This window comes from Christiangramia crocea (genome assembly GCF_022410465.1).
Classification (GTDB): domain Bacteria; phylum Bacteroidota; class Bacteroidia; order Flavobacteriales; family Flavobacteriaceae; genus Christiangramia; species Christiangramia crocea.
The window spans coordinates 47,629-60,450 of record NZ_JAJSON010000001.1 but is presented as its reverse complement, the minus strand read 5'-3'; the positions used below and the strand labels follow the sequence as shown (position 1 = coordinate 60,450).

Genomic DNA, 12,822 nt, shown 5'->3' with positions numbered 1-12,822 from the left:
TATATCCATTTTCAACTATTTCAATTCGTTAACAGACACCTTATCCATATCTCCATAATCCAGGTTTTCACCAGCCATTCCCCAGATAAATGTATAATTTGAGGTTCCGGCACCGGCATGAATGGACCATTCGGGAGAAATTACTGCCTGATGATTCTTCATAAAAATATGTCTCGTTTCGTCTGGCTGACCCATATAATGACTGATAGTCTGACCTTCCTCCAGGTCAAAATAGAAGTAAACCTCCATTCTTCGCTCATGGGTATGTGGAGGCATAGTGTTCCAAATATTTCCTTCCACCAGTTCGGTCATCCCCATCTGTAACTGACATGTTTCAACAATACTATTGACAATCAGTTTATTTAAAACTCTCTTATTGGCGTATTTTGAATCTCCAAGCTCTACAACCTCAGCATCTTCCTTTCCTACCTTTTTAGTTGGATAAGCATGATGAGCCGGAGCCGAATTAAGATAGAAATAAGGCTGACCATCTCCTGATTTTTCAAAGATCACTTCCTTATTTCCCCGCCCTACATAAAGGGCCTCTTTATGTTTTAATTCATAAGATTCACCATCTACTGTTACCTTTCCGGTTGCTCCAACATTTATTATCCCAAGTTCACGGCGATCTAAAAAATTCTCAGATTTTAAATCGTCAATGGTTTCCAGCTTAACGGGTTTGCTTACAGGAAATGCTCCTCCTGCAATAAACCTATCGTACATACTATAAGTAAGATTGATCTCATCTTTTCTGAAAAGCTCCGGGATCAAAAAGTGCTCACGAAGCTCCTGAGTGGAATATTTCTTTACATCTTCAGGATGATGTGCATATCTAAATTCTGAATGAGTCATAATATCTTTTTTTAATTGTTTATGCAATCGATTACACGAATATAATAAAAATTTTTAATATTTAGATTTTTCTTTCTTTTTTATCCAAAAAAAATGATTTCTGTAAATTATTATAATTAATTTTTAGGAATTAACCAGTTTATATTTTGTGAAGATAAAAATTAGATAAGGTATAACCATCCTGTTCTTTACTGCCAGGAAAGCTACAACCAAAAGATATTAAAAGAAACCAGGGGAGAGCTAGAAAATTGTAACCCTATTAGAATATTTTTCTCAGTTAAAAGCATATATAGAATCCGGAAATTCTACCTTTTTGGAATTATTTATATTCAATTGGGTGCCATCTTCTATATCCAGACTTACATTATTTAAGTTCCAGTTTTTACTATAATTAATCTGTCCGGCAGTTTTTCCCTGGATATGTACATCTTTCAGGGTAATATTCTCTACCAAAGAACTATCGATCCCATTGACATTGATCGCTCGTTTGGCATTTTGCACCTGAATGTTATAAAGGCTTATATTCCGAAATTTAGGAATACCTCTTGAAGCCGGTTCCACTCTCTTCAATAATGTACGCCAATGATCCGGGACAGAGTCTATATCGTAATTTTTCGGCAATTTGGAATAGCTATAGCTTGGATTCCAATTCATAGAAACTTCCATAAATGTCCCTACACTATCCATCTTTATATTTTCAAGATATATATCCTCTACTGTACCACCACGGGTCATTGCCGATTTTATATTTAAGCCGTTAGAGGTACCAATGCCTCGAATATTTGAAACATATACATGCCGAATGTCTCCGGAAGTTTCACTTCCAATGGTAAATAAGCCTGCACCACGCCTTGCTATACAATCCTTTATCACAACATATTGAGTGGGCTTATCTACTCTCAAACCATCCCAATCCCTTCCGGCCTTTAAGCAGAAGTTGTCATCATTACAATCAATATCGCAGTTTTGAACCAGAATCCATTGAGAGGAATCGATATCTATTCCATCGGTACTGGGTCCATGCCCTCCAATATTATTACGAATTGTAATTCCATCAACCGTTACATATTTGGAATAAAGCACCTGGACAGTCCAAAATCCTGCTTTTTGAATATTAAGATCTTTTAAGAAGACATTTTCAGAATTCGAAATTAAAAAGGTTCTGGGTCTCCGTGCATCATAATCTACTATCCATCTCAAACCTTTGGATTCATATTCTTTTCTTAATTTCCAGTAATAATCCCAATAGACTTTCCCCTGACCGTCTACAAGTCCATTCCCACTTATTCTAACGTTTTTTTGATCACGAACATTAATTAGAGCAGCTGGCCATTTTATTTCTATACCTGCCACCCGTGTATCAATTAAAGTATAGTCTTCTATATTTTCACTTCCCCTAATTTCAACTCCCTTATCAATTCTAAAATTTATCCCTTCCTTAACAAATACAGCTCCAGTTAGGTAAACCCCGGGTTTAAAAGCTACTGTTCCTCCTCCATTTTCATGACATTCGTCTATAGCCATTTGAATTGCCTCTGTAGTGAGTTCAGAGCCATCATCTATAGCATCATAATCATTAACATAATATATACTATCTTTAAATTCAATTTCCTTAGCTCCTGCATTAGCAACCCAATCTGGCATAAATCCCTGGCTTTCATCCTTTGAATTTTTGGTACTCTTATCTTTTTGGTTGTCCTCACAGGATACTAAAATTAAGGTAGAAAATAGAACTAAACGAAAAGTGAGCATAATAGTACTTTTTCCCATAAGATCAGGAAGTTTTATAGTTGTGAAACCTTATTTATTCTTAAATAGCAAAACTCTTACTAATATTTTTAATTAGTAGCCATAAACTGTCTTAGCTATTCTTATAATTTTTTATTGATATACCTTATTCTGATAAAACTTGCTTAAAAACAAGAATAGCAATCCACAGAGCAACCAGGCTGGCAACGTAAGAAAAGAAAGAAATACATTGTAATGAACAGATATAAAGTAAAATATACCAAAGCTAATTAACCATGCCCAAAATACTGCTAAATTAAATCGCCCACCAGTCTTTTGAGCATAAAAGGATTGAATCCCTATTTTCGCCCCAAAGAAATATTCAAAAACGATCACTGCTCCCACAGGTGCGAGTATAAAACCATATAAAGCTACAAAATCTAATAAGCGCATTGCAAAAGCGGGGAATAAGCCCGCCACAGTTGCTATTCCTCCGGCAATAAGGGTCACCCAGAATGTAGAGGTCTTTGGAAGTATAGCCTGAAATGCCAGGCCAGCTCTGTAGATCGTTGGATTTGCCGTTGTCCATCCTGCAAGGATTACAGCTATAATACCAAAAACACCAATGGCATTATATGCCAATGGACCTGGAGCAACAGGCGGAGCCTGACCATTACTTAAGAAAACCTGGGCTTCCGGAGATTTTAAATAAACGGCATATAAGAGACATGCAGCAATCCAGGCAATAAAATGACCTATGTACATTCCGGCAGCTGTTGTCCATCCAGTGCTTGCCTTTTTGGCAAACCTAAAAACTGAAAGATCAGACATGCCTATATGCATTGCGGCATTTGCAAACCACGACCATAAAAATACATGCCAGAAAGTATATTTGATCTGTCCTGGAAAAGGTTCACTTCCATTTCCCCAAATATTCCAGAAGTCGGAGAAGCTATTCACATTTAATTGAAATAATGCAACTATCCCACAAACCACAAAGGCCAAAACAATTACTGGGGACATCCAGTTAGCAGCTTTGGCCACTGTTGAATATCCTCTTGCAGCAATTACTGATATAACCGTCCCTATGCAAAGTACAATTACTATCCATGTCACCCCGTTTGGCATTGTATCTGTAAGTTGTGGCATTTCCATATCGAATGGAATTCCTACCGCTGTAGCTGAAATAGTTATCATTGCACCGGCCAGAAAACAAAATAGCATCCCATTTGCCAAGTTATATAGGGTTACTAAGCGTTTCCCACATATTTTTTCTAAATGATAGTATAAAGTGAATCTAAATTTAGTTCCTATTTCAGCAGTCAAAAATCGCCAGCTTAAAACTGCCATCAGGTTTCCAAGCAGAAGTCCAAAAATTAGATCAAATGCACTAACTCCTGTGGTAAGAAATAGTGGTCCTATCACGAATTCTGTTCCAGCTGCATGTTCCCCCGCATACATACCAAGAAAGCTTTTCCAGCTTTTCCAATTAGAATAAGGAACAGGCTCACGCTCAAATTCACCTCCGGATATTTCTTCTATGACAACTTCCTCCTGATTATATATAGTCATACTATTTTCAGTTTAATTCTTAATTAAATGTTTAGGCAAATCTTCTACTTTTTCACAGCATAACTGATCCATTACCTGCTGAAATTGAGTTTTCAGCATACTAATGGTATGATCTCCTCCATATTTTCCTAATGCGGCGGCGCCATACATAAAAGATCTGCCCATAAAAGTGAATTTTGCTCCAGAGGCAATTGTACGCGCAATATCGGGACCTGACCTTAATCCGCTATCCATCATTATTTCAATCTTGTCACTATATTTTTTTGCAATATTCTGAAGGGAATGGATGGTTGATTCACCTGCATCCAACTGTCGCCCTCCGTGATTTGAGATTATAATACCATCAAAGCCCATTTTTATAGCATCTTCAGTATCCTGTTCAGATGCCACTCCCTTTAATACCAGCTTACCTTTCCATTTATCCCTGATAGGCTTTATCAATTCTTCATTCAAACGACCTGAAAATGTTTTATCCATAAATTGTCCAAGTTGCTTCAGGTTTAAACCTTCTGGTGTATAAGGCTTCAGATTTTCAAAAGTAGGCTGACCATATTTCAAGGTATTCAAAGCCCATCTAGGTTTTCCTAAAATTTGTAAGATATTTTTAACTGACATTTTTGGAGGTAGGGCCAGACCATTTCGGATATCTCTGGGCCGGTAACCAAAAGTAGGAACATCGCATAGCAATACGAGTACAGGACATCCGGCATCTTTTGCCCTGTTTAAAATATCATTTCTTACGGAATCTTCCACGGGATTATATAACTGAAACCAGGCCTGTCCATCAGTAAGTCGGCTCGCCTGTTCAATATCCATAGTAGTTACTGTACTCAAAACAAATGGAATATTGTGCTTGTAAGCTGAAGCTGCAAGGATTTGAGGCGAATTTGGCCACATAAGTCCCTGTAAGCCTACAGGAGCAATCCCGAAGGGAGCATCGAACTCCATTCCTAAAATTTTGGTTTTCATTGAGCTATTACCATAATTTCTTAAATACCGTGGTTGCAGTTGTACCTCTCTTATTTCACTGGTATTCCTGCTAATATTTACATCTTCATTACAACCTCCATCCAAATATTCAAAAGCAAATTCAGGAACTCTTTTTTTAGCTTTTTTACGTAGATCTTCTACAGAAGGGTATTTGGAATTAATAGCCATTGTTATTTAATTATAAATGGGACATGCTTTTTTAAAGAGTAATTCTTCTTTAAAAATTTTGAATTTAATTTTTTATCAGAAATAGCAATAGCCGCACCCAGTGCAGAGCCCAGAGATGCCTTAGTTGTTCTTAGCGACATATTGCGGAGGTAATGGGATAATAACTGGATGTATACGTTATTATCGGTAAAGCCCCCGTCTACAAATAGTTTATAACTCTTTGTATTTCCAGCCACTATTTTGATGCTTTCAGCCTGAATAGTAACAAGCTCTATCATTAACTGATGATAGGCCTCTTCTATATTAGGATATTTAAGGATGGTTTTACGGGGCATAGTCTCTGTTTCTAAACTTTCCCATCTAAACATAGGTTCAAAGTCCTTGGTAATTTCATAGTAAATGTCATAATCGAAGATGATGTTTTTATGGAAATCCCTTGGAACCTTATAGTATTCTGAAAGAAACTCTATTTGTCTTTTATATTCATTACCTAAAAATATTCTTGAGGCCTTCACAGCTTTTCCGTTAATACGCATATAGTTTATGCATCCGTTCTCAACTTCCTCTTTTGAAAGCTTTGAATCAGAAAAGGGATTGAAAGATATACTCCAGGTTCCAGTAGAAACGAGAATAAAATCTTCCTTTACACTCCTTACGTAAGGGAGAAGAGCAGCTGAACTATCATGTATCCCTACCCCAATTTTAATACGTTTCCCATTGTAATTCATATTAAAACTGGTTTCTGTAGAAACAATTGGCGGTAGAATTAGATGGATTTTCTCATCATATACCCATCTATGATAATCTCTTTTATTATAATCCCAGAGAGCCGTATGGCAGCCAATACTGGTATATTCACTTATTGGAATGCCGGTGAAAATATAACTAAGATATTGTGGCAGGTGAAGGGAATATTTTATCCTTTTAAAAACCTCTGGCTTATTCTTTTTAATCCAGTATAACTGCATGCCTGAATTCAGCATGCCAGATTTTGGTGATCCGGTAATTTGCTCAAAATCTTCTTCAGGACCATATTTTTGGTAAAAAGAATCAATTACCGATTCATCTATCTGTTTTGTGTAATTATATAAAGGAGTCAGTACGTTGCCATTTTCATCCAAATGCACCAAACTTGCTCCATAGGTTGAGAAATTTATAGCAGTAATATCAAATCTATCGGTCTTCAGGATATCATTAAAAACTTTTTTCATCCAGTTCTTTAAAGCCTCAAGATTTTCTGTTGGAAACCCATCTTCGTCCTTAATTTCATCAATACGGATGTATTCCCTATGGACTTCCTGAAACTCTTCATCGAATAAAAAGAATTTTTTGTTAGTCTTCCCTATATCGAAAACAGCCGTTACTTTATTCTGACTCATTCTTTTTTCTTTATAGCCCTGTAGCTATCGTTTTATTTCCTCTTTCTTTTATCAGCTCTTTCCGAACTTCAAAACTGCGGTAAGCATCCAGAGGATTTAAGGCTGCATTAGCCTTTAATCTTGCAGCTTTTACCAGTGGTCTAACATCTGTACGGTAAGCATCCTGAAGAATTTCCTGACATTTCACTACATCATTTTGTAACTGTGCTTCCCTCAGATCTTTTTGATCAATTAGAAGGGCCTGGGCATAGGCGATAAGAATAGCTTCTATCGATTGCAATAAATCTTCAAGAGGATCTTTTATGTTGTGACTAGCATCTATCATCCAGGCCAAAGAAGGGTTTTGAGGATTATTTTCCATCCCGTAAACCAGCTCATTAAATATAAGGAACAAAGCATAAGGTTTTATTGACCCTACAGTAACATCATCATCACCATATTTACTATCATTAAAATGAAAACCACCCAGCTTTCCCTTCAACAACAAAGTAGCCACTATTTGTTCAATATTAGTATTCGGCAGGTGGTGACCAAGATCTACCAGTGTAAAGGCCTTTTCTCCGCACGCATTCGCTAACATAAAAGAAGTTCCCCAATCCTGTATTGTGGTACTGTAAAAATTTGGTTCGTAAGGTTTATATTCAATAAACATTCTCCAATCTTCAGGCAGGTATTGGTATATGCTTTTCAAACTATCTTCAGTGTACTTCAAAGCATTTTGAAAATTTAACTGACCGGGAAAGTTAGCCCCATCAGCAAGCCAAACCGTTAAGCTTTTAGAGCCGAGCTCCTCTCCTATCCTTATCACATCCAGGTTATGCTGTATGGCATAGTCCCTAACATTTTTACTTGTATTATTCAATGAACCGAATTTATAAGTCTCCTCCGCTCCTGGTTGATCCTGAAATGTATTCGAGTTCATCGCATCGAAAGCGATCCCGTGACTTTCAGCTATTTCCTTGATCGCCTGCGTATCATCCGGTATATCCCAAGGAATGTGCAGTGATACTGCTCCTGCCGATTTTGTTAAGGCATTTAAAACCCCTATATCATTCAGTTTTTGCTCAAGAGAAGAAGGCTCACCACCATAAGAAAAACGTCCGAAACGTGTACCTCCTGCGCCCAAAGCCCAACTGGGGATAGCTACCTGAAAATCGCTGATTTTCTTTACAACACTTTCAACATTCAATCCTTTCTGTTCCAGGCTGTCTGAAACAAATCTGAATTCTTGTTCAAATGTATCTTTATACTGACTGTTATAATCTGAAATACTATTTTTATCAATTTTCATACATCATCAAAAATTAGTTAGTAAAAAGGGATTTTCAATAATTGAAAATCCCTAATTAAGCTAAACACAAACTATTATCTTACAAAAGCATTGGCCATACCACCATCAACATTAATAGTATTTCCAGTACTTTTTTCCAGAATTCCCACACAAACGAATACACCGTTGGCAATATCTTCAGGAAGAATAATCTCCTGCAGTAGATTTCTTTTGGCGTAATGTTTAGGAAGATCTTTTACTTCAATCCCGTGTGCCTTGGCTCTGCCTTCGGCCCACTCACCTTCCCATATCTTACTTCCTACAATAACACCATCAGGGTTTACAGTATTTACCCTAATATGATCCCTCCCAAGTTCCGCTGCCAGAAGACGGGTCATGTGCTGCTGAGCTGCCTTGGCAGTTCCATAACCTACATTATTTGGCCCGGCGACCAATCCATTCTTACTCGCAATATTTACAATATCACCTCCCAGCCCTTGTTTTTTCATGATTTCCACTCCTTTTTGAGCCATTAAGAACTGACCTTTAACCAAAATATCCTGTAAGAGATCCCAATCCTTTTGAGTGGTGTCTTCTAAAGACTTAGAAATTGCTAATCCTGCAGAATGTATCACTATATCCACCCCACCGAAAGACAAATTAGCTTTTTTATAAGCCGCATCGATAGATTCCTCTTTAGTTACATCACAAAGTACTCCTTCAACCAGATCTCGTTTGTAAGTAGATACAGCCTCATTTAGATTATCCTCATTAATATCGGTAAGTACAACATTGGCACCTTCAGCAACTAATTTATCGGCTATGGCCTTCCCTATTCCACCTCCGGCTCCGGTCACAAGTGCTACTCTCCGGGAAAGAGGTTTTTCAGCAGGCATGCGTTGAAGCTTAGCCTCTTCTAATAACCAGTACTCAATATCAAATGCTTCCTGTCGCGGCAAGGAGGTATATTCACTAATCGCCTCTGCACCTCGCATCACATTGATGGCATTTACATAAAATTCACTTGCCACCCGGGCAGTTTGTTTATTTTTTGCAAAACTGAACATTCCAACTCCCGGATAGATAATTATTACCGGATTTGGATCACGCATTGCGGGGCTGTTATCATGCTTGCAGTTCTCATAATACTCCTTATATTCTTTACGGTACTGATCAAAATCTGGAGTTAATTTTTCTAAAACTTTCTCTGTATCTGAAATATCTTCAGAAGTTTCCAGGTTTAAAATCAATGGTTGAATTTTTGTACGGAGAAAATGATCAGGGCAGGAAGTTCCCATAGGTGCCAGCCTTTCCAGATCATTACTGTTAATATATTGTAATACTGTATCACTATCAGTAAAATGACCAATCATTTGATTCTCAGAAGAGGCCAGACCACGCAATAACGGCATTAATTCTGCAGCTTTATTTTTTCGTTCTTCCGCAGATAAACTTTCTATTTTCCTACCTCCAAAAACTTCTCCTTTTTCTTCAATTTTCTTAGCTATATATTCAGATGCCTGCTCAATTACCTCAAGGCTATTCATATAACATTCATAAGAAGTATCACCCCAGGTAAAAAGTCCATGACTACCAAGAACAATACCCCTGATGCCAGGATTCTCTTTCAGGCACTTCTCCAGTTGAAGACCAAGATCAAAACCCGGACGTTGCCAGGGAACCCATCCCATTGTATCACCCCAAATTTCTTTGGTAACCTGTTCACTGTCTTTGGCAGCTGCAACGGCAATAAGTGCATCGGGATGCAAATGATCTATATGGCTAAATGGCAAAAGACCATGTAACGGAGTGTCTATTGAAGGAGCCTTACTGTTAAGATCGTAGATACAATGATTAAACAAGCCTACCATTCTATCTTCATCCTCAATTCCTTGATAAACATTCTTGAGGTTTCTCAGTCTTTCTGTATATAATCCAGCAATTCCTTCCCTGGTTAGGGTACCAATGTCGCCTCCTGATCCTTTTACCCACATTACCTCTACATCTTCATTGGTTAGAGGGTCTTTTTCAATAGTTTTACAACTGGTATTACCTCCTCCATAATTGGTGATTCTTAAATCTGCTCCTAAAATATTAGATCGGTAAAGAAAAAGCGCTACCTGGTCATCACCCATTGAAGCTGCTTTTTGCTCATCCCAGAGATAGTCTACGTATTTAAAAGTTTTTTCCATGATAATTGTTAAAGCTTAGCATTTTCTCCAAATTTAGTCTTAAAAGATGTAGAGGCTATCCTGTAGTATGCTGCTTAGGAAAAGATTTCCTTTAAGGGGGAAAACCAAATATTTATTATTTAAATTTACAATTCTTTAACAAAAGAGCTCATTCTAATGAAGATAATTCAGCCAATTGAAATAGAGATTAAAGAAGATTCCAGAATACCTAAATATAAACAGATTGTAGATTCGATCATTTCCGGTATTTCCCATGGTAAGATCAAGGTTGGAGAAAAAATCCCCTCAATCAACGAACTTAGTGAGCATCTCCTTCTCTCACGAGATACGGTAGAGAAAGCATATAGGCTTTTAAAAGAAAGGAAAATTATAGTTTCCGTAAAAGGCAAAGGTTTCTACACGTCCAAAACCGATTTGATTTCAAGGGTCAACATTTTATTCATGGTAAACAAACCCAGCACTTATAAAATGATTACCTATAACTCCTTTGTGAACGCTCTTGGGGTTAACAGTCATGTAGACATGTATATATATCATTGTGATGAATCTCTATTTATAAAAACTTTAGAACGCAATATCGGAGCCTATAATTATTATGTGATCATGCCTCACTTTAGAGATGATAATTCCCATCATGTGACCTTCACGCCAGAAGTACTTAAAATCCTGAGGCAGATCCCTACAGACAGTTTAATTATGCTCGATAATGTAAAAGATGTTCTAAAAGGTAATTATGGTTCTATTTATCAAGACTTTGAACAGGATATTTTCAAAGCTCTTACTGAAGGATTAGAAAGAATAAAGAAGTATGACAAGGTGATTCTGGTATATCCAGAAAAATCGGCTAATCCATATCCCCGAAGAATTCGAACTGGTTTTATTAAGTTTTGTGCGGAAAATAATTTTGATTATGAAATTTTGCACGAAATCTATGATGATATGGAACTACAAAGTAAAGATGTATATGTTACCATTCAGGAACGGGACCTGGTGAATCTTGTACGGCAGACCAGAAAGAAGAACCTGGTACTAGGAAGGGATATTGGTATCATTTCGTACAATGAAACCCCTTTGAAGGAATTATTAGGTATTTCAGTAATTAGTACCGATTTTAAAACTATGGGAGAAACTGCCGCCTATATGGTATTAAAAAATAAAAAGGAAAAAGTAAAAAATGTTTTCAATTATATTGAACGTAATTCGGTATAGTATTATACAGCCATAACAGTACAGGATACCTTTTCTGGCGATCTTAGGTAGTTTAGATATTATTATCAATTCCTGAGACCACCAATGATAGATCAGAACCAAGCTCTTTTCGACTGGATAAAATATAACCCTCTAAAAACAAGGATAATATTTATTTCCAAGGCAGGATTAAAATTAATATTTGTTTTCATAATCCTGCATTGTAATGAGGTTTTAGCTCAGTCATCCAAGGTACTGAAATTCACTTTCGGAAAGAGCCCTGATTCTTCGGCTATTCTTATTGATTATCCTGTAGAATTTCAATCAGAAAAAGCTTATGGTTTTGATTTTGGCACCTCCCAAAAAGTCGAGATTGGCCCCACAGGTTTCACCTCCAAAGCACCGGTCTATTTCTCCACTAAAGTTCCGGAAGGAAATTATAAAATTGAAATAATACTGGGTTTAGATAAAAAGGCTTCAGAAACAACTATAAAAGCTGAATCCAAGAGAATTTTTTACGACAGGATTCCCGTAAAAAAGGGCGGGCAAAGATCTGAAAGCTTTATAGTGAATGTACGAAAACCTGAAATGAAAGATGGAGGAACTGCAAGCCTTAAAAACCGGGAATTAGATGATTTAGACTGGGATGATAAACTTACCCTGGAGTTTTCTGGGGATGTTGCTGTTCAAAAAATTTGCATCACTCCCTTAAATGACTTCAAGACCCTTTATCTGGCGGGGGACTCCACCATGACCGACCAGGACCTTGAACCCTGGGCCTCTTGGGGACAGGCAGTTACACAATATTTCAATAAGGAAATAGCGATTGCCAATCATGCTTTTTCAGGCGCTTCACTTGCTTCTTTTAAAGGCAGAAAACGCCTTGAAAAAATAGAGGAACAAATAAAACCCGGGGATTACCTGGTTATTGGCTTTGCTCATAACGATGAGAAAAGAAAAGGTGAAGGGATTGGCCCCTGGCAATCTTATACCGATCTTTTAAAGGAATTTATACTGACCGCCAGGAGTAAAGGAGCTGAACCTATTCTAATTACTCCTGCTCAAAGAAGACTTTTTAAGAAAGACGGAAAATTAATTCCCACACATGGAGATTACCCGGCCGCGATAAGAAAGGTTGCAAGAGATATGAATGTGCCGCTTATCGATTTGACCAAAATGACTACCAAAATGTACGAAGCCTGGGGGGTGGAAGAATCAAAAAAAGCTTTTGTTCAATATCCGGCTCACACTTTTCCCGGACAGGATAAGAAGCTGGAAGACAATACCCATTTTAATAATTTTGGAGCGAACGAAATTGCACTGGCATTTATCCAAGGCTTACGTGAGCAAAATTCATCTCTTTCCGAATATTTGAAGAAGGAGACCCCAGGATATGATCCTGAAAAACCAAACGAACTTTCCAGCTGGAAAGTTCCCCTTAGTCCCCGATTTGAAAATACTAAACCTGATGGAAATTAAATTT

General features: G+C 37.4%; 9 protein-coding genes. 2 read left to right on the top strand and 7 right to left on the bottom strand.

Going from position 1 to position 12,822, the window contains the following annotated elements; translation table 11 throughout:
- Nucleotides 1-15 precede the first annotated feature (15 nt).
- The 7 genes from kduI to LU635_RS00150 all read right to left on the bottom strand — a co-directional run bounded on the left by kduI (nt 16) and on the right by LU635_RS00150 (nt 10,151).
- Complete coding sequence (gene kduI, locus LU635_RS00180; protein WP_240095168.1) at nt 16-852, bottom strand: 5-dehydro-4-deoxy-D-glucuronate isomerase; 837 nt, start codon at nt 850-852, stop codon at nt 16-18.
- A 273-nt stretch (nt 853-1,125) separates the two neighbouring features.
- Entirely contained in the window at nt 1,126-2,622 is a 1,497-nt protein-coding gene (locus LU635_RS00175; RefSeq protein WP_240095167.1) for a glycoside hydrolase family 28 protein, read from the bottom strand.
- 111 nt (nt 2,623-2,733) lie between these two features.
- The gene (locus LU635_RS00170) at nt 2,734-4,152 is read right to left on the bottom strand and encodes a purine-cytosine permease family protein (RefSeq protein ID WP_240095166.1); all 1,419 of its coding nucleotides are present in this window, start codon (nt 4,150-4,152) and stop codon (nt 2,734-2,736) included.
- A 12-nt stretch (nt 4,153-4,164) separates the two neighbouring features.
- On the bottom strand, nt 4,165-5,310 hold the full coding sequence (locus tag LU635_RS00165; RefSeq protein WP_240095165.1) for an alpha-hydroxy acid oxidase: 1,146 nt from the start codon (nt 5,308-5,310) through the stop codon (nt 4,165-4,167).
- Nucleotides 5,311-5,312: 2 nt separating this feature from the next.
- A complete protein-coding gene (locus LU635_RS00160; RefSeq protein WP_240095164.1) occupies nt 5,313-6,689 on the bottom strand; it encodes an FGGY-family carbohydrate kinase in 1,377 nt (458 codons plus the stop codon).
- A 10-nt stretch (nt 6,690-6,699) separates the two neighbouring features.
- The gene (locus LU635_RS00155) at nt 6,700-7,980 is read right to left on the bottom strand and encodes a sugar isomerase (protein ID WP_240095163.1); all 1,281 of its coding nucleotides are present in this window, start codon (nt 7,978-7,980) and stop codon (nt 6,700-6,702) included.
- Nucleotides 7,981-8,054: 74 nt separating this feature from the next.
- Nucleotides 8,055-10,151: a bifunctional aldolase/short-chain dehydrogenase gene (locus tag LU635_RS00150; RefSeq protein WP_240095162.1), complete on the bottom strand. Its 2,097-nt coding sequence runs from the start codon at nt 10,149-10,151 to the stop codon at nt 8,055-8,057.
- Nucleotides 10,152-10,307: 156 nt separating this feature from the next.
- Here LU635_RS00150 and LU635_RS00145 point away from each other — a divergent pair, with 156 nt between their 5' ends.
- Both LU635_RS00145 and LU635_RS00140 read left to right on the top strand, forming a co-directional pair.
- Nucleotides 10,308-11,360, top strand: a complete 1,053-nt coding sequence (locus LU635_RS00145; protein ID WP_240095161.1) for a GntR family transcriptional regulator — start codon at nt 10,308-10,310, stop codon at nt 11,358-11,360.
- Between the two features lie 84 nt (nt 11,361-11,444).
- Entirely contained in the window at nt 11,445-12,818 is a 1,374-nt protein-coding gene (locus LU635_RS00140) for a rhamnogalacturonan acetylesterase (protein WP_240095160.1), read from the top strand.
- Nucleotides 12,819-12,822: the final 4 nt, after the last annotated feature.

Coding starts and splice junctions, on each gene's coding strand:
- kduI (WP_240095168.1), bottom strand. CDS start 852: ATGACTCATTCAGAATTTAGATATGCACATCATCCTGAAGATGTAAAG.
- LU635_RS00175 (WP_240095167.1), bottom strand. CDS start 2,622: ATGGGAAAAAGTACTATTATGCTCACTTTTCGTTTAGTTCTATTTTCT.
- LU635_RS00170 (WP_240095166.1), bottom strand. CDS start 4,152: ATGACTATATATAATCAGGAGGAAGTTGTCATAGAAGAAATATCCGGA.
- LU635_RS00165 (WP_240095165.1), bottom strand. CDS start 5,310: ATGGCTATTAATTCCAAATACCCTTCTGTAGAAGATCTACGTAAAAAA.
- LU635_RS00160 (WP_240095164.1), bottom strand. CDS start 6,689: ATGAGTCAGAATAAAGTAACGGCTGTTTTCGATATAGGGAAGACTAAC.
- LU635_RS00155 (WP_240095163.1), bottom strand. CDS start 7,980: ATGAAAATTGATAAAAATAGTATTTCAGATTATAACAGTCAGTATAAA.
- LU635_RS00150 (WP_240095162.1), bottom strand. CDS start 10,151: ATGGAAAAAACTTTTAAATACGTAGACTATCTCTGGGATGAGCAAAAA.
- LU635_RS00145 (WP_240095161.1), top strand. CDS start 10,308: ATGAAGATAATTCAGCCAATTGAAATAGAGATTAAAGAAGATTCCAGA.
- LU635_RS00140 (WP_240095160.1), top strand. CDS start 11,445: ATGATAGATCAGAACCAAGCTCTTTTCGACTGGATAAAATATAACCCT.